Below are 17018 nucleotides of genomic sequence, written 5' to 3'. Positions count from 1 at the left end.
CGGGCGCACCCTAGGAACAATCCCGCGCCCCTGCAATAACGCACCCTGCGGTTCCTTGGCGTTTGAGCCGTGCCGTCGCGGTCTTCCGCCGCTATTGGCGAACCGGCGGGGGCACGATGGCCGTGACCTTGCCGCCTCCATTGGGGCCCGTCTGGGGATCCATGCGCGCCACCGTGGCCAGCCACAGCCGCCAGCGCATCACCAAGCGTCCGGGTCGAACAATTTCGACGCGAGCCGAGAGATTTCTTCTTTTCATTCCGAACCGGGTCAGCTAAACGGCCTGCACCAAGCCAAGATATGCGGTCGTGGCGGAATTGGTAGACGCGCAGCGTTGAGGTCGCTGTGGGGTAACTCCCGTGGAAGTTCGAGTCTTCTCGACCGCACCATCAGCTTGCAGGAGCAAGCTGGCAAGCAATCGAAAAGATTGCATAAAAATCATATTCTCGGTTGTGATACAGTCTGCGATACATCGCAGGTGCCCCAATGGGCAGAAATCTCAACAGGACGAGCAGTTCCGGACCCCGATCACTACCTCATCCAGCGTGGTGAGACCTTCTATTGTCTCCGCCGGATTCCACGCAAACTGATCGGCCTTGATGAGCGCGGTTCGTTCGTTCGCAAGTCCCTGGACACAGGCGAACGCAGCCTTGTGCGCTATGCGGGACAAGCTGGAGGATGCGGACAAAAGCTATAGGGCCGTGTTGCCCTGGAGGCACAGGGGGCTCTTGCACGCTACCGGGAGGCGGTACGACGCGCCGAAGCCATGGGTGTCGCCTAGCAGTCCAGCGGTCAAATCGCTGCGTCGCCCAGCATAGATGAAATCTTCCAGCGGCTCGACGCTTTGGAGGAGGTGAGGGAAAATCCATCTATCGACGGCGCTCTTCTCGGTTCCGTCAGTCTTCCGGCCATCATAATATCCGCAGCCTTCAAGGTCTATACCGACGAGATTACGGCTCATGAGCTTGCTTGCAAGAGCCAGACGCAACGCAGGCTTTGGAAAAGGGTCAAGCAGCGGGCGATCAATAACTTCGTTGCGCAGATAAGCGACAAGGCAATCGGAGACATCACCCGCGAGGATAGCGTAAAATTCCACAAATTCTGCCTGAAAAGGATTGCTCCGCCCGAAGGCGGCCGCGCCACTCATTCCGCTTCTGCCGGAAATCGCGACCTTGGAAATCTGCGCGATCTCTATCGTCGCTATTTCTCCTGCCTGGGCGAAGAGAAGAGCAGTACGCCATTTGACGATCTGCGGTTTTCAGAAAAAGGTAAGCGCCGGAGGAAGAGGCCGCCTTTCAAACCGAACGGGATTGTCGACCGTATTTTGAAAGTGGGTGCTCTTGAAACGCTGGACGAGGAATCTCGCGGCTACGTGCTTGCGCTGATCGAAACCGGCGCGCGGCCTAGTGAGATATGTAATCTCGATGAAAACGTCATTTTCCTCGACGGTCTGGTTCTGTTCATCCGCATATCGCCTCGTGAGGATGATGAAGACTTGAAAGGATCATGCTGAAGTTCGATCCGAGGATCGTCTAAGGTGTTCTTGCACACGCACCATGGTATCGTTCTCGACCAGAAACCTGTCCCGTTCTTTTTCGAGTCGCTCGAATATCGGCTAATAGAGGCGCCCTTTCTTGTCGGTCACCCAATCGCTAAAGCGAGCGTCTCCAGTTCGCACTCAATGCGCTCGACTATAGCTGGCTGCGGAGTCTTATCGACCCGCGCAAGCTGGCAGGATCACTTTTTTCAATCCTCCATTCGGTCGCCCCGTTGCCTTGAAGGATATGATCGGAAAATTGCGAACGTTTAAAGGCCGTGTCGGATCTATATGTGGCAAAGATGCCATTCCGACCTATGCTTCGGATGACAGCGTGTTGCCATCGTTTTCTCTTTCGTCACGCCATTTCATACGGGGTCGCGGCCATGAAGCGCGAGCTGCGCAACGAGGGCGGGTCCGTCCCCTGGGCCGCGAATGGTGCTTACTCGCGGGTGATGAGACGGCGCTTCCAGCGATCGAGCGCTTCCTGAAAACCCTCCCTCATACTGGCCGCGGTGTTGCCCTGATTGAGGGTGGTCGACGTCGCCGAAGAACAGCATCCCACCGTCAAGGGTAGTGTTGAGATCCGGTGTCTGCATCGCAATGGCGCGGCTCCTGGCACTACGAACCTGTTTCCGGACACCGTGCGCGCTGGCGGCTACTGTCACCTATTGGTTGGGAGGCCTGGCCGTAGGGTCGCGTGATGGCGTCGGCTATCTCTACAGAGAAATCCGGGGACGAGTGCGCGATCAGGTGAAAACGCCCGAAGGCATTCAGAAGGCTTCCGACGCATATAAGTCGAACCTGCAAGTTGCGGCTATCATCTGGTCGTTGCCGCACTTCCTCCTCAATATCAGTGAAAAGCTGCGCGACGGGATGCGTGCCAAATCGGCTGAACTGTGGGCACCGAAGGGCTACGGCGCGCTGAACGAAGGCAACGAGATTGCAGGGCTTGTCCGCAACTACGACAAGGTTTCGTCCGACTTCCACCTGGCGACCTACAATGCCGAAGTTGTGGCTGAAGTGAATGCTAGCCGTGTGGGGAACTAACCATGGCCGGGAAACCCCTCTTCTTCATCAAAGACTTCGTGGCGTCGAAAGCGGAAAAGTGCCGTATCCAAGAACTGACCGAATTGATGCGCAACTACGCCACGGTTCTTGTTCGCGCCAAGGGCGCGAATTCGCTCTACGGCGAATGGTTTGAAGATGAGATTGCCGTCTATAATCCGCCCGCCGAATATGCCGCCGCACCGACGATGATTGATAGCGACGCGGTTCAGTTCGTGTGACCGCCTCAGCCGACATAGACGCGGTAATGCGCTGGCTTCGTCGGGCATCCCCCGACGAATGCCTGTGGACGCTTGGTGACACGATCATCGTGCAGCCGTTCGCCGTATTGCTGCCCGTGGACACTGACGCACCTGCGGGACCGCAGCATGATTTGTTGGAACTCGGTCACGGATGCCGGGGCCTGCTCGTGTTCACCGTCCAGTTGCCTCGGCCCTTCGGTCACATGCGCATGAGCCGGGACCGGCAGGCCGCACCGGGGGCCGTTGACAGGCTGGCGCACCTGTTCATGCACTGGCTTGGGCTGACCTGCCCGACGGGGGCCCTTGTTAGATCCGCACCGAGCGTTAGGGACGCTCTGACAGGGCGATAGGGGCCTTGCCGCCGTGGCGATGCTTGCCGCGCCCCTAAGGGCACACCGCCCCCGACCGATCCAGCTTCGCCGCCCTTTGCGCTGGCGTCCCGGCGTAACCAATAGCCGTCCCGTTTGCGGGAACTTCCGGGACGGTTAGCCCCGCTACGTGCACCGGCGTAGCGGAGCATTTTCCTTATTTATCATATCATTACACCTTCTCCCTGTCGGAGGGGTCACGGAACTACAGGCAAACTTTCCGCGTTTTTTTCATACCATAGTTCGATCATAGTTGACTGTGTAGCTTTTTTCGCTACATTATCTGTCACGTTATCCGCTACGCCCGTAGGCGGGCATTATGTGGGACCCCCGGGCGGCAACGCTTGGGGGTTCTTTATATGTCAAAGGTTGCGGTCCTGATAGATGGTGGTCATCTTCGGGTTCTGGCGAAAAACGCTAACCTTACCTACGATCCAGATTTCATTGAGAAAGTTGCGTTGGCTTGCGTTGAGCCTGACGAGACGCTTCTTCGGGCACTCTACTATGACTGTGCGCCGTATGTGGGCAAGGTCAAGCTGCCGGTCTCCGGCAACGAGCAGGAGTTCAAGGGTTCGGATGGTTGGTTGCGACAACTTGAGGCAAAGAATCTGTTCGCGGTTCGGCGCGGCGTCCTGAAGTTCCGGGGCTTCAAGCCTAAAAAGGTTCCAATAGCTTCCGCCGCGCTATCCGATGCGGACTTCAAGCCTGACTTTGAGCAGAAGGGCGTTGATATGAGGATCGGCCTCGACATCGCGAACTTTTCAGCAATGAAGTCGGTTGACCGGATTATCCTGATTACCGGAGACACGGACTGCATCCCTGCAATGAAACATGCGCGGATCAGCGGGCTACAGATCGTTCTTGCGACCGTGCCAACTCATAGGGTCGCACCCGAACTACTGTGGCACAGCGACTTCGAGCGGCGGGTTGCTTGGCCTGCTCCCTAACCGTCGCAGTTGCGCCGAAGGTCAGTATCACGTTTTCGCGATCGGTCACGACCTGCGGCGGGCGTTCTGGAAAAATTCCGAACATGCAGCGTGACATGCAAAGAAGTGCGAAAACGCCAAACTACCGAAAAAACAATGGTAGGTGGCGGAGACGAAGGGATTCGAACCCTCGAGACCCTTCCGGGCCTGCACCCTTAGCAGGGGTGTGCCTTCGACCACTCGGCCACGTCTCCGTTTGCTGGTATATTTTGCAAGTGCCACAAGAACAAGGGCGATTTTCGGCGATATGTCGCTAAAAATAATATTGAGATCCGGTAGGCGGGAGCGTCTGGCTGCGACCGCCGGGAAGGGGGTGCGAAAGGGGGAACTGAAGGATCTGCCGCCAATGCGCGTGGCCATGACCGGTATGCTCATGCGGCGTCCTGAACGGCGGCAGGCCATGAGCGAGGACATGTCGATTCCCCATACCGTGACCAGATCGGCTATGCGCCGGGTTCGACGGCGGGAGGGCCGCTCAGGGAGCCGTTCCAATCCGCCTTTGGAAGGCCCCCTTTGTTGGCGGACAGGCGCTTACACCTCGACCTCGACCCGCCCCATCGGGTTGGAGCAGCAGGCGAGGATATAGCCCTCTTCGATGTCCTCGTCGGAGATGCCGCCGTTGTGGACCATATGCACTTCGCCCGAGACCTTCTTGATCTTGCAGGTGCCGCACAGGCCGAAGGTGCAGCCCGAGGGGATGTTCAGCCCCGAACGCTTTGCCACCGCGAGGATCGTGTCCGTCTCGGCGCAGCTCGCGCTGATGCCGCTGTCGGTAAAGACCACCTCGGCCTTCACGCCCTCCTCCGGCACCACATCCTGGATCACCGGCTCGTCGGCCTCGGTCTTGACCGGGGCGCCAAAGCTCTCCTGATGGTAATGCTCCATGTCGAAGCCGAGCGCGATCAGCATGTCGCGCACGGATTGCATGAAGGGCTCCGGCCCGCAGCAGAACACTTCGCGTTCCAGGTAATCCGGCGCCATCAGGCCCAGCATGATCTGGTTCAGCCGGCCCAGATAGCCGTGCCAGGCCCGGAACGGGTCGTTCTGTTCCACGGTGAAGCGCAGTTGCAGCCCCGGGACCCGGTTCGCCATCTGCTCCAGCCGTTCGCGGAAGATGATCTCGGACGGGCTGCGCGCGGCATGGACGAAAACGATGTCGGGCATTTCGCCCGAATCCCACATCCATGTCGTCATCGACACCATCGGCGTGATCCCCGACCCGGCCGAGATGAACAGGTATTTCCGCGCCGGATGCCGGTGCGAGGAGAAGATCCCCGACGGCCCATAGGCCCGGATCCGCATCCCCGGCTTCAGATGGTCCAGCATCCAGCGCGTGCCGATGCTGTCCCGCTGCGCCTTCACCGTGACCGAAATCGACAGCGGCCGCGAGGGCGAGGACGAGATCGTATAGGTGCGCTGTACGTTCCCGCCCGGCACCGGCAGGTCGAGCGTGACGAACTGCCCCGGCTGATAGTCGAACCACGCGCCCGAAGGCGCGCGGAAGGTGAAGGTGGCGGTGTCGGGGGTTTCCGGCACCACCATGGCGCATTCGAGCGGCTCCGAGTCGTCCCAGGGCGCGGCGGTCCAGTTCAGGCGCGACTTCGCCATTATTCGGCCGCCATCGCCGGGCGCGGGCTCAGCCGGTCGAGCATCATTTCCGCGTACCAATCGACAAACTGGATCACGCCCTCCTCCTGCAAGGTCGAGTAGGGGCCGGGTTCATAGGCCGGAGACAGGATGCCCTTCTGGTTTTCCTCGACCACCTGGCGGTCCTCGTCATTGGTGTTGATCCAGACCTCGGTCAGCGTCTTCAGGTCGTAATCCACGCCCTCGACCGCATCCTTCGGCACCAGCCATTTCGTGGTGACCTGCGTTTCCGTCGGGCTGATCGGCAGCACCCGGAACACGATCGCATGATCGGCGAGGAAGTGGTTCCAGGTGTTCGGGTAATGGTAGAACAGCAGCGACCCGGCATCGAAGAACGGCATCTGCCCCATCAGCTTCGTCACCGCGCGCTTCGTGCTCATGGTATAGCTTTCGGCATTGTTCAGCAGCGGGATCCGCGCCAGCCGCCATTGCATCTTCGGATGGTTGGTGAAGCGCGAGGGCAGGCCGACGCCTTCGCAGCGGTTCCAGTGGGCCAGAATCTCCGGCGCGGCGGCCCAGGGGCCTTCCATCGCGGTCATCGTCGGGCTGTCGGAGTAGGTCCGGCACAGCGAGGGGTGCGAGCCACCGCAGTGATAGCACTCGCGGTTGTTCTCCATCACCAGCTTCCAGTTGCCCTTTTCGATGATGGTCGAGGAAAACGCGACCTTCGCTTCCTTCAGCCCGGCGGGGGCGAGATAGGCGGAGAGCTTCTCTTCGAGCAGATCGAAGGCGGGCGGCTCCGGGTTCAGGCAGACGAACACCATCCCGCCCACTTCGCGGCAGGCCACCGGCTTCAGCCCGTATTTCGAGGCATCGAACCCTTCCTGCATGTCGCGCGCGTAAAGCAGCCGCCCATCCAGTTCGTAGGTCCATTGGTGATAGGGGCAGACGAGCTTCGGCGCGGTACCGTTTTCCTTGGAACAGATCCGCTGGCCCCGGTGGCGGCAGACGTTGTGGAACGCCCGGATCACCCCATCCGCGCCCTTCACCATCAGCACCGGATAGGCGCCGACCTGCATCGTCGCATAGGAGCCGGTCTTCACCAGTTCCGCCGCCGGAATCGCGAACAGCCATTCCTTGTAGTAGATATGTTCGAGGTCGGCCTGATAGACCCCCTCATCGCAATACAGGTCGCGTTCGAGGGAGAAGTTCGGGCGGCGCGCCGCCAGCATCGCTTGAATTTCGCCTTGGCTCAGCATCTGGCACCTCTTGCCCCGGTCCGGGGCGGTTCTGGATACATGCGGCGGGGCTTCCGTCGCGGCCCGGGGACGGCCCCCGGATCTCGACTGAGATTAACGAAAATCCGGGGGGATGCTGTCCGACGTTTGCGACACAGAATGACGCGAAAGAGACGCCCGTGTCAGGTGCGGCGGCGCCGCAGCATGCCCTTCAGCTCGCTCAGGCCATAGGCGCCGATCACCGCGCCCAGCCCGAAGTAGAGCGCGATGCCGCCGCCGCATAGAATCGCCAGCGCGATCCAGCGCGCGCCACGTTCCGCCAGCATCGGCGCCAGCGCCCCGGCGGCGAACCACAGCGCCACGCCCATCACCGCCGAGGCGGCGATGATCCGCCACAGCCTGCGCCAGAACCGCGCATCGGGCCGGGCCGCATCGCCCATGTGCCGCGCGCCCCACCATAGCTGTCCGACCATCACCCAACCCGAAACCGTGGTCGCCAGCGCCGCCGCGAGGAAGCCCATCACCGGCATCATCCCCACCGCGAAGGCGGCATTGGTCACCATCGAGACCAGCGCATAATAGAACGGCCGCCGGGTGTCCTCGCGCGCGTAGAACAGCGGTTGCAGCACCTTTTGCAGCACGAAGGCGGGCAGACCGATACCATAGGCCGCCAGCGCCGCCGCCGTGGCAATGGTATCCTCGGGCCGCCAGGCGCCGCGGTCGTAAAGCACGGAAATCAGCGGCTCCGCGATCACCACCAGCGCCACCGCCGCGGGCACCGTCAGCAGCAGCGCGAATTCCGCCCCGCGCGAGAAGCTGTCGCGCGAGGCCACATCGTCCCCCGCCCGCAGGTGGCGCGACAGCACCGGCAGCAGCACCGTGCCGATCGCAATCCCCACCACGCCAAGGGGCAATTGATACAGCCGGTCGGCATAGCTGAGCCAGGCCACGGCGCCCTCGGTGAACGAGGCCACCTGCCGCCCGACGATCAGGTTCAACTGCACGATCCCGCCCGCCATGACCGCCGGCCCGGCGATGACCAGAAGGCGCTTCAACTCTGGCGTGAAACGCGGCCGTCCGGGCCAGAGCGCGAACCCCAGCTTGCGCGCGGCAAACCAGGTGAAGACGAATTGCGCGACGCCGGTGACCGGAACCGTCCATGCCAGCGTCATCCCCATGTCCCAGCCGAACCGCGCCGCCAGCCACATCGCCACGATGAAGATCAGGTTCATCAGCACCGGCACCAGCGACGCCTCGGTGAAGCGGCCGAAGGTGTTCAGGATCCCCGACAGAAGTGCCACCAGCGAGATGAACAGGATATAGCTGAACCCGACCCGGCCATAAAGCACCGCCAGCGTGAACCGCTCGTCCCCGCCGAAGCCCGAAGCCATCGCCCAGACCAGCCAGGGCATCGCCAGGGTGCCGATCAGCGTGAACAGCAGCAGCACCCAGCTCAGCCCGGAAAACGCGTCCTGCGCGAAGCGTTTCGGGTCTTCGCCCGCCTCCACGCGCTTCGAGAACATCGGCACGAAGGCCATGTTGAACGCGCCCTCGGCAAAGAAACGGCGGAACATGTTGGGCAGTGAAAAGGCGATCAGGAACGCCTCCGCCACCGGGCCGGAGCCCAGATAGGCCGCCATCATCATGTCGCGCACGAAGCCAAGTAGCCGCGAGCCGAAGGTCCAGGCCCCCACGGTGAGGAAGCCGCGCACGAGCTTGATCGGTTTCATGCCTGCGCCGCCCGTTCCGCCCCGCGTGCGATCGCCTCGCGCAGCTTGCGGTCGAGGCTTTCCTGCTTGGCCTTGCCGAGCTTCAGCCCGAACATGTCCTTGACATAGAAGCTGTCGACCACCTGCGCACCATAGGTCGCGATCACCGCCGAGGCGATATAGACATTCTGCGCCGCCAGCGCCCGCGTCAGGTCGTAAAGCAGGCCGGGCCGGTCGCGGCTGTCCACCTCGATGATGGTGTAGACGTCCGAGCCGTCGTTGTCGAAGCTGATATGGGTCGGGAAGCGGAACTTGCTTTCGCGCTTCTTCACCTTGTCGCGGTCCTTCAGCGCATCGCGGGCGACGACCTCGCCCTTCAGCGTGCGCTCGATCATCGTGCGCAGGCGGGGCAGGCGGCTGGCCTCGTAGGGATGGCCCTCGGCGTCCTGCACCCAGAATACCGCGGTGGCATAGCCGTCCTTCGACGTATAGGTCCGCGCATCGACGACATTCGCCCCCACCAGCGCCAGCGCCCCGGCGAGCCGCGAGAAGATCCCCGGATGATCGGCGAGCGCAAAGGCCGCCCGCGTCGCGTCGTGATCCGGGTCGGGATGCAGGTCGATGCGGATTTCGTCATCGCCGATGCCGCGCAGGAGTTCGGCGAAGATGATATGGGTTTCGGTCGAAAGCCCCTGCCAGTAGGGCGGATAATGGCGGGCGGCTTCGGCGCGGATGTCCTTGGCCTCCCAGCCGACCAGCGCCTCGCGCAGCGCGCGTTTCGCCTCGTCCGACCGTTGTTCGCGGTTCAGATCCTCCAGCCCGTGGTCGAGCGCCCGCGCCGTTTCGGTATGCAACCGGCGCAGCAGGCTGGCCTTCCAGTTGTTCCAAACCCCGGGGCCGACGCCGCGGATGTCGCAGACCGTCAGCACCGTCAGCAGGTCGAGCCGCTTGCGCGTCTTCACCTGCCGGGCGAATTCGCGGATCGTGCGCGGGTCGCTCAGGTCGCGCTTCTGCGCCACGTCGGACATCAGCAGATGGTTGCGGATCAGCCATTCGACCGTCTCGCATTCCTCGGCATTCAGGCCGAGCCGCGGCGCCACCTTGCGCGCGATCTGCGCGCCCAGGATCGAATGGTCCTCGGGCCGGCCCTTGCCGATGTCATGCAGCAAGAGCGCGACATAAAGCACCCGCCGGTTCACCCCGCCTTCGAGGATTGAAGACGACAGCGGCAGTTCCTCGACCAGTTCGTGACGCTCGATCTGCGCCAGCGTCGAGACCACCTGGATCGTATGCTCGTCCACCGTATAGCTGTGATACATGTTGAACTGCATCATCGCCACGATCGGCTCGAATTCCGGCATATAGGCCGACAGCACGCCCAGTTCGTTCATCTGCCGCAGCAGCCGTTCCGGGTTGCCATGGCGCAGCAGCATATCGAGGAAGATCCGCGCGGCCTCCTTGCTGTTGCGCATCTCGTCGTCGATCACGTCCAGATTGGCCGCGATCACCCGCATCGCATCCGGATGCAGCAGCAGCCCGGTGCGCAGCGCCTCCTCGAAAATCCGCAGGAAATTCAGCGGATCGGCCAGGAATGCCTTGCGGTCGGTGACGTTGATGCGGCCGTTGTCGTCGATGAACGGCGCCTTCAGCGGCTTGCGTCGGCGCAGCAGGCGCTTGAGCGTGGGGGCGCGCTTGACATGCCGGTTTTCCAGCGCGGTGAGGAAGATCCGCGTGACCTCGCCCACTACGGTGGCGTGGCGGAAATAGTCCTGCATGAAGACCTCGACCGCGCGGCGCCCGGCAGTATCAGTGTAGCCCATCCGCGCCGCGACATCGACCTGCATGTCGAAGGTCAGCTGGTCCGAGGCCCGCTTCGCGATCAGGTGCATGTGGCAGCGCACCGCCCACAGGTAATCCTCCGCCGCGCGGAAATTGCGATATTCTTCCGGAGTGAAGACCCCGAGCGGCACGAGTTCCGCCGCCCGGTTCACGCCGTGGATGTATTTCGCGATCCAGTAGAGGGTTTGCAGGTCACGCAGACCGCCCTTGCCCTCCTTCACGTTCGGTTCCAGCACATAGCGCTGGCCACCCTGGCGCCGGTGCCGTTCCGTGCGTTCGGCGAGCTTCGCCTCGATGAATTCGGGCCCGGTCGAGCGGAACAGCTGGTTGCGCAGCGTGTCGTTGAGCCGTTCGGCCAGTTTCTCCTCGCCGGTGATGAAGCGCTGCTCCAGCATGGCGGTGCGGATGGTGATGTCCTCGCGCGCGAGCCGCAGACAATCGTCCACGGTGCGGGCGGAATGGCCCACCTTCAGCTTCAGATCCCACAGGATATAGAGCATGGATTCGATCACGCTCTCGGCCCAGGGGGTGATTTTCCAGGGCGTCAGGAACAGCAGGTCGACATCCGAACTGGGCGCCATTTCCGTCCGACCGTAGCCGCCGACCGCCAGCACGGCAAGCTGTTCGCCCCCGGTCGCGTTCGGCGCCGGGTGCAGGCGGGTGGTGGCGATGTGATGTGCCGCGCGCAGGATGCTGTCCGTCATCCGTGCATAGTGCACGATCGTGTCGCGCCCGTTGCGCGGATGCCCCGCCAGATCGGCGATGATCCAGGGGGTCGCCTCGTCGCGCGCGGCGTTGAGGAACTGCACCACGGCGGCGCGGATCGCCCGCTCGTCGCCCTCCTTCGGCAGGGCGGCGTCGATGGCGGTCAAAACCCGGTCGGGCGTCAACAGCAAAGGCACCCCGGCCGAGGCCGGGGCGGGTGTCGTGGTCTGGGTCACTGTGTCGCCATGGAGGTTGAAGATCAGAACCCGGCACGCCCGAAGGACCGGGGGGCGGGGTCGATCACCATCGCCTGGCCGTTGCGGACTTCGGCAATGGCGAGCGCGCGTTCATTGGTGCCATCGGGCAGCAGCCGGAAGATGCCGTTGACGCCCACGAAGCCCGAAGATTGCGTCAGCCCGGCGTGGCTCAGCGCATCGGGGCGCCCGGTCTTGATCAATGCGCCGATCGCCGCGATCCCGTCATAGGCCAGCCCCGCGATCGGATGCGGCATGCTGCCATAGGCGGCCTGATAGCGGGCCTTGAAGCGGGCACTGGTGCCCGGATCCGGCATCGCGAACCAGCCGCCCTGCAACCCGGGCAGGGCCAGCGTCGCCGGTGGCACGTCCCAGCGGGTCAGGCCGATGTATTTTGTCTGCTCCGGGCTGACGCCGTTTTCCGTCAGAACCTGTGCCAGCATCGGCAGGGCGCCAGCGCTGTCGGCGGTCATGAACAGGGCATCGACCCCGCCGGAATTCGCCTGTGCGGCGATCTGCGGCCCGGCCGCCGCCACGCCCTGCTGCGAGAAGGGATAGGTGGCGCGGCCCGCGACGGTGCCGCCGGCCCGCGTCACGGCGGTTTCGATCGCGCGGGCGCCGATCTGTCCGGCGGTGGTTTCCTCGCTCACGACCATGATGCGGCTCTTGCCCTGCGCGGCGGCGTAATGGGCCAGCCGGTTCGCCGTATTCGAGAAGGTCGAGCCCAGCACGAAGACGTTGCCGCCCGCGATGTCGGCGTTGTTGGAGAAGGACAGGACGCTGATGCCGCGGTTCGCCACGGCCACGCCCGCGGCATTGGCTGCCTCCGCGAAGACCGGCCCTAGGATGATTTTCGCGCCTTCGTCGACCGCCTTGGACGCGACCGCTGCTGCCTGCCCGGCGCTGCCGCCGGTGCTGTAGACCCGCAGGTCGATCTTGACTCCGTTGAGGTCGCTCACCGCCATCTCCGCCGCCTGGCGCAGCGACCGGGCAAGCGTTTCGTCCCCGGTATTGCCCGAGCCGGAGGGCAGCAGCAACGCGACCGGAACGGCCGTCCCGCTGTCGATCCTGGGGCCGGATCCCCTCTGCATCGGCTCGCAGGCGGCGAGCCAGAGAGCGGAGAGCGCCACGGCGATTCTCGGCAATGGGTTGCGGGCGTTGCGCAATTTGGCGAACATGGAAGACACCTCCGGGACGTCGGGGGGCTGGAATAGCCGAACACTATGCGTTTCGCACGACGAAGTAAACTTTTCACCCCATGCAGGAAGATTCGAAGATGGACAGCGACGGCACAAACCCGCCACAGGGCGCAAACCCGTCGACGCAGCCGCTTGCGCCCGGACTTTATTTCGTCGCGACTCCGATTGGCGCCGCGCGCGACATCACGTTGCGGGGGCTTGATATCCTGCGGACGGCGGATGTGCTGGCGGCCGAGGATACCCGGACCCTGCGCCACCTGATGGAGATCCACGGCATTCCGCTGAACGGCAGGCCGCTTGTTGCCTATCACGACCACAACGGGGCGCAGGCGCGTCCGCGGGTTCTGCGCGCGCTGGAGGAGGGGCGGTCCGTGGCCTATGCCTCGGAGGCGGGGACGCCCCTGGTCGCCGACCCCGGCTATCAGCTTGGGCGCGCGGCGATGGAGGCGGGGCATCGCGTGCTGGCTGCCCCCGGACCCTCGGCGGTGCTGGCGGCCCTGACCGTTTCGGGGCTGCCGACCGATCGCTTCCTGTTCGCGGGGTTCCCGCCGAACACCGCCTCGGCGCGCCGGAAATGGCTGCGTGACTTCGCGGCCATCCCCGCAACGCTGGTATTTTATGAATCGCCTAAGCGTGTTGGGGAAATGTTAATGGATCTGGCCACAGTCTACGGAGATGAGAGACAGGCGGCGGTGTGCCGGGAACTGACAAAACGCTTTGAAGAGGTTCGGCGGGGATCGCTGCGAGACCTTGCCGACAGTTTTGCCGAGGAACGCGTCAGAGGAGAGATCGTTGTCCTCGTCGACCGCCGCCACGACAGCGGTTACGGGGCCGAGGATGTCGCTCGGGCGCTCAAGGAGCGGCTGGGCAGGATGAGCGTGAAGGACGCAGCGGCCGAGGTGGCCGAGGCGATGGGATTGCCGCGGCGGGATGTTTATCAAGCCGCGCTGGCGATGGAGAGAGACGAATGAGCGGAGCGATGTCTTATCATGCCGGGCTTCTCGGCCGAGCATCAGGTGGCGGCGCATTACCAGCGTGGCGGATCGCGAATCGACGCGCATCGCTGGCGCGGGCGCTACGGTGGGGAAATCGACCTGATCGCCCGGGAGGGGGATACCGTGATCTTCGTCGAGGTGAAGAAATCCCGTCGACATGCCGTGGCGGCCAGTCATCTGTCACAGCGGCAGATCCGCAGGATCTGGGCCTCCGCCGATGAATTCGTCGCAACCCACCCGGAGGCGGCGAACCTGAACATGCGTTTTGATGTCGCCCTGATCGACGAGTTGGGCCGTATAGAAATCCTCGAAAACGCTTACTGCCTGATCTGAGGAGATTGCATCGCCCCGTTCAACGCGGCATCAAGGTCGCAACGAAAGGGGGCGGTTATGGCCTTGAAAGTTGCGATCCAGATGGATCCGATCGCCGGGATCAACATCGACGCGGACAGCACCTTCCGCCTTGCGGAAGAAGCGCAGTTGCGCGGCCATGAATTGTTCTACTATACGCCGGACCGGCTTCTGTATCGCGAGGGGAAGGTTTGCGCCACGGGGTGGCCACTGACGGTCCAGCGTGTGGAGGGGCGTCATTTCGCGCTGGGAGACGAGGCCGAAGTCGATCTGTCGGATTTTGATGTCGTCTGGCTGCGGCAGGATCCGCCGTTCGATATGGGGTACATCACCACGACTCATCTGCTTGAACGGATCCATCCAAAGACGCTTGTCGTCAACGATCCGTTTTGGGTCCGCAATTCTCCAGAGAAGCTGCTGGTCCTGAGTTTCCCTGATCTCACGCCGCCGACATTGATTGCGCGGGATTTGCCGACGATTCGCGCGTTCAAGGCCCGGCATGGGGATGTGATCCTGAAGCCGCTCTATGGCAATGGCGGGGCGGGTGTCTTCCGGCTTGATCCCAACGACCGTAATCTTGCCTCGTTGCATGAGTTGTTCACCCATATCAGCCGCGAGCCGCTGATCGTGCAGAAATACGTTCCGGATGTGGTGAAGGGGGACAAGCGAATCATCCTGGTCGATGGGGAGGCCGTCGGTGCCATTAACCGTGTGCCTGCGGCGGGAGAAACGCGCTCCAACATGCATGTGGGGGGGCGTCCTGAAAAGACCGTCCTGACCGCGCGGGAGCGGGAAATCTGTGAGCGGATCGGCCCGGTTCTCAAGCAGAAGGGTCTGATTTTCGTCGGGATCGACGTTATCGGGGATTGGTTGACGGAGATCAATGTCACCTCACCGACCGGGATCCAGGAACTGGAGCGGTTCGACGGCACGAATGTCGCCGCGCTCATCTGGCAGGCGATCGAGGCCAAGCGCATGCCTGCGGGGCAGTAGCGCAGTATTGGGAAAGTGTTTCGCGGTGGGCATTTTTGAGGCCGACAGGGCAGCTTGAAACCCGCCGGGTCGCAGTTTGGGGCGCGACAGAACGCCGGGGTGCGCTGCTTGGGGTAATTTGCAGCCTGCGGCGAGATGGTTTCGTTGCCGCCCTCCCAATCGGCGACTCTCCTCCGGCACGGAATGCGTGCAGTTCCCGCTTGCGCGAGAGAGTGCGGAAACCCACTGTTCGGGTGATGTTCTGTTGTGAAGGTTGCCCTTTCCGCCGCACCGGCCACCGTTGTCCGCTTCGGGTTTTGCGACGCAGGCTTTCTGGCAGGCGGGGAACTGCTTGCGGAAAGACGTTTTGGCAGGCGTGATATTCTGGATCCGGATGTCGTCCAGCGGCGGGCCGATGGTGTTCGTCGTCGGAGGGCGACATGCGGGCGGAGCGGATGCCACCGTGCGAAGCGCCTGTGGTGGTCATGGCGCGCTCCGTGGATTTTCAGGTCTGCCGATGGGGAGTTGGGTTTGCAACGTCCCCGACCATTGCTTCCGATAGGTGCGTCGGCGAGGGACATGCCGATGGGCGTGGCCCGCGACTGCTGTCAGGGGGAAGCCGGGGAATTGCCGCGAAAGCCTTCGTTTCTGTCCTGCGGAAGGTGGCATCCCGAACATAGCGCAAAGAGGCCCATGGATCCGGGGCGTGTCGTGTCTCCACCCCGCTCTCATCATCCGGACCTCCCGGCAGGCGGGGTGCGAAAAGGATCGCTTCGGGGCATGTCGCATCCGGCATTGAGCCGGGCAAAGACGTGCCGGCCGCGTGAGCGACAGGCAGTCGCCCCCGGAACCTGTCGAAGGGCAGCCCGGTGTTGATGCAGGTCAACGCGCGCGCGGGATGAAACTGCTTCGTTACCTTCTGTAGTCAATCTGGCCATGAGGGCGATAACCGGGTGCTTCGGGTGGACAAGGCGCAATTTCTTCCGCGGTATCGCAGCGCGGAGGCGGGCCGGGCATGGAATTCGCGGCCATTGGCGTTCGTTCCGGCGGCGAAGGGCGCGACAGGCCTCCCCCGGGGGGCTGTAGGGCAATGCCGCAGGAAGTCGGCTTTGGCTTGTGGCTCCGAAGGGCGGCTGCCCTCAATTTCATTCAATTTGCTCTGACAAAAGGAGAAGAGTCATGTCGTTGAACGGAAAGGTCATTCTGGTGACCGGTGCAGGGCAGGGGATTGGCCGTGGCATCGCGCTCCGGCTCGCGCGGGATGGCGCGGATGTTGCGCTGGTTGACCTCAAGGCCGACAAGATCGAGGCCGTGAAGGCCGAGGTCGAGGCGCTTGGCCGCAAGGCTACCACCTTCGTCGCCGATGTGAGCGTGCGCGAACAGGTCTATGCCGCGATCGACCATGCGGAAAAGGAACTTGGCGGCTTCGACGTCATCATCAACAACGCGGGCATCGCGCAGGTGAAGCCGCTCGCCGATGTCACGCCCGAGGATCTGCAACGGATCCTGCACATCAACATCGGCGGCGTGACCTGGGGCATTCAGGCGGGCGCCGCGAAGTTCAAGGCGCGCGGCCAGAAGGGCAAGATCATCAACGCCTCCTCGATCGCGGGCCATGAAGGCTTCGCGATGCTGGGCGTCTATTCGGCAACGAAATTCGCGGTGCGCGCCCTGACGCAGGCGGCGGCGAAGGAATATGCCAGCGCGGGCATCACCGTGAACGCCTATTGCCCGGGTGTTGTCGGCACCGACATGTGGGTGGAGATCGACGAGCGGTTTGCCGAGCTCACCGGCGCGCCGAAGGGGGCGACCTATGAGAAGTTCGTCGAGGGCATCGCCCTTGGCCGCGCGCAGACGCCGGAGGATGTGGCGGCGCTGGTCACGTTCCTGTCGAGCGACGATTCGGACTACATCACCGGTCAGGCGATCCTGACCGATGGCGGCATGGTCTATCGCTGATCCCTGTGCCCG

At 63.1% G+C, this 17018-nt stretch carries 13 protein-coding genes, 2 tRNA genes and 1 pseudogene; 10 read left to right on the top strand and 6 right to left on the bottom strand.

The annotated features are described in order from the left end of the window. Positions 1-299: 299 nt before the first annotated feature. The 6 genes from QM789_RS12635 (at position 300) to QM789_RS12610 (ending at position 4159) form a co-directional block, all read left to right on the top strand. A tRNA-Leu gene (locus QM789_RS12635) sits at positions 300-386 on the top strand. A gap of 455 nt (positions 387-841) precedes the next feature. Beyond that, positions 842-1510 carry a hypothetical protein gene (locus QM789_RS12630; RefSeq protein ID WP_420352242.1) on the top strand — a complete coding sequence of 223 codons (669 nt, stop codon included), beginning with the start codon at positions 842-844 and terminating at the stop codon, positions 1508-1510. 271 nt (positions 1511-1781) lie between these two features. Next, positions 1782-2111, top strand: coding sequence for an SIP domain-containing protein (locus QM789_RS12625; RefSeq protein WP_420353308.1), 330 nt, complete (start codon positions 1782-1784; stop codon positions 2109-2111). 26 nt (positions 2112-2137) lie between these two features. After that, complete coding sequence (locus QM789_RS12620; protein ID WP_420352241.1) at positions 2138-2584, top strand: hypothetical protein; 447 nt, start codon at positions 2138-2140, stop codon at positions 2582-2584. 2 nt (positions 2585-2586) lie between these two features. Beyond that, entirely contained in the window at positions 2587-2823 is a 237-nt protein-coding gene (locus tag QM789_RS12615) for a hypothetical protein (protein ID WP_420352240.1), read from the top strand. Positions 2824-3571: 748 nt separating this feature from the next. After that, positions 3572-4159, top strand: a complete 588-nt coding sequence (locus tag QM789_RS12610; protein WP_420352239.1) for an NYN domain-containing protein — start codon at positions 3572-3574, stop codon at positions 4157-4159. 143 nt (positions 4160-4302) lie between these two features. On the opposite strand, the gene QM789_RS12605 is transcribed toward QM789_RS12610, so the two are convergent. The 6 genes from QM789_RS12605 to QM789_RS12580 all read right to left on the bottom strand — a co-directional run bounded on the left by QM789_RS12605 (position 4303) and on the right by QM789_RS12580 (position 12708). Then, a tRNA-Ser gene (locus QM789_RS12605) sits at positions 4303-4392 on the bottom strand. A 337-nt stretch (positions 4393-4729) separates the two neighbouring features. Continuing rightward, complete coding sequence (locus tag QM789_RS12600; RefSeq protein WP_420352238.1) at positions 4730-5806, bottom strand: 2Fe-2S iron-sulfur cluster-binding protein; 1077 nt, start codon at positions 5804-5806, stop codon at positions 4730-4732. Then, positions 5806-7044 carry an aromatic ring-hydroxylating oxygenase subunit alpha gene (locus QM789_RS12595; protein ID WP_420352237.1) on the bottom strand — a complete coding sequence of 413 codons (1239 nt, stop codon included), beginning with the start codon at positions 7042-7044 and terminating at the stop codon, positions 5806-5808. The genes QM789_RS12600 and QM789_RS12595 overlap by 1 nt, the downstream gene beginning before the upstream one ends. A gap of 161 nt (positions 7045-7205) precedes the next feature. Then, positions 7206-8753, bottom strand: a complete 1548-nt coding sequence (murJ, locus tag QM789_RS12590; protein ID WP_420352236.1) for a murein biosynthesis integral membrane protein MurJ — start codon at positions 8751-8753, stop codon at positions 7206-7208. Next, the gene (locus tag QM789_RS12585) at positions 8750-11473 is read right to left on the bottom strand and encodes a [protein-PII] uridylyltransferase (RefSeq protein ID WP_420353307.1); all 2724 of its coding nucleotides are present in this window, start codon (positions 11471-11473) and stop codon (positions 8750-8752) included. The genes murJ and QM789_RS12585 overlap by 4 nt, the downstream gene beginning before the upstream one ends. Before the next feature lie 62 nt (positions 11474-11535). Then, entirely contained in the window at positions 11536-12708 is a 1173-nt protein-coding gene (locus tag QM789_RS12580) for a penicillin-binding protein activator (protein WP_420352235.1), read from the bottom strand. A gap of 98 nt (positions 12709-12806) precedes the next feature. On the opposite strand from QM789_RS12580, the gene rsmI reads away from it, so the two are divergent. From rsmI to QM789_RS12560, 4 genes and pseudogenes are all read left to right on the top strand, one after another. After that, on the top strand, positions 12807-13700 hold the full coding sequence (gene rsmI / locus QM789_RS12575) for a 16S rRNA (cytidine(1402)-2'-O)-methyltransferase (protein ID WP_420352234.1): 894 nt from the start codon (positions 12807-12809) through the stop codon (positions 13698-13700). Then, positions 13697-14057, top strand: a pseudogene (locus tag QM789_RS12570) (YraN family protein). The gene rsmI and the pseudogene QM789_RS12570 overlap by 4 nt, the downstream one beginning before the upstream one ends. A gap of 57 nt (positions 14058-14114) precedes the next feature. Then, a complete protein-coding gene (gshB, locus tag QM789_RS12565) occupies positions 14115-15068 on the top strand; it encodes a glutathione synthase (RefSeq protein WP_420352233.1) in 954 nt (317 codons plus the stop codon). Between the two features lie 1158 nt (positions 15069-16226). After that, a complete protein-coding gene (locus QM789_RS12560; RefSeq protein WP_420352232.1) occupies positions 16227-17006 on the top strand; it encodes an acetoin reductase in 780 nt (259 codons plus the stop codon). The last annotated feature ends 12 nt before the right edge of the window (positions 17007-17018 follow it).

This window comes from Paenirhodobacter sp. (assembly GCF_047600745.1).
In the GTDB taxonomy this organism is placed as follows: domain Bacteria; phylum Pseudomonadota; class Alphaproteobacteria; order Rhodobacterales; family Rhodobacteraceae; genus Rhodobacter.
This window is presented reverse-complemented; position numbering and strand designations above follow the sequence as displayed.

Bases quoted from the DNA above. Each gene is read 5' to 3' on its own strand.
- QM789_RS12625 (WP_420353308.1), top strand. From the start codon at position 1,782: ATGATCGGAAAATTGCGAACGTTTAAAGGCCGTGTCGGATCTATATGT.
- QM789_RS12620 (WP_420352241.1), top strand. From the start codon at position 2,138: ATGGCGCGGCTCCTGGCACTACGAACCTGTTTCCGGACACCGTGCGCG.
- QM789_RS12615 (WP_420352240.1), top strand. From the start codon at position 2,587: ATGGCCGGGAAACCCCTCTTCTTCATCAAAGACTTCGTGGCGTCGAAA.
- QM789_RS12610 (WP_420352239.1), top strand. From the start codon at position 3,572: ATGTCAAAGGTTGCGGTCCTGATAGATGGTGGTCATCTTCGGGTTCTG.
- QM789_RS12600 (WP_420352238.1), bottom strand. From the start codon at position 5,806: ATGGCGAAGTCGCGCCTGAACTGGACCGCCGCGCCCTGGGACGACTCG.
- QM789_RS12595 (WP_420352237.1), bottom strand. From the start codon at position 7,044: ATGCTGAGCCAAGGCGAAATTCAAGCGATGCTGGCGGCGCGCCGCCCG.
- murJ (WP_420352236.1), bottom strand. From the start codon at position 8,753: ATGAAACCGATCAAGCTCGTGCGCGGCTTCCTCACCGTGGGGGCCTGG.
- QM789_RS12580 (WP_420352235.1), bottom strand. From the start codon at position 12,708: ATGTTCGCCAAATTGCGCAACGCCCGCAACCCATTGCCGAGAATCGCC.
- rsmI (WP_420352234.1), top strand. From the start codon at position 12,807: ATGGACAGCGACGGCACAAACCCGCCACAGGGCGCAAACCCGTCGACG.
- gshB (WP_420352233.1), top strand. From the start codon at position 14,115: ATGGCCTTGAAAGTTGCGATCCAGATGGATCCGATCGCCGGGATCAAC.
- QM789_RS12560 (WP_420352232.1), top strand. From the start codon at position 16,227: ATGTCGTTGAACGGAAAGGTCATTCTGGTGACCGGTGCAGGGCAGGGG.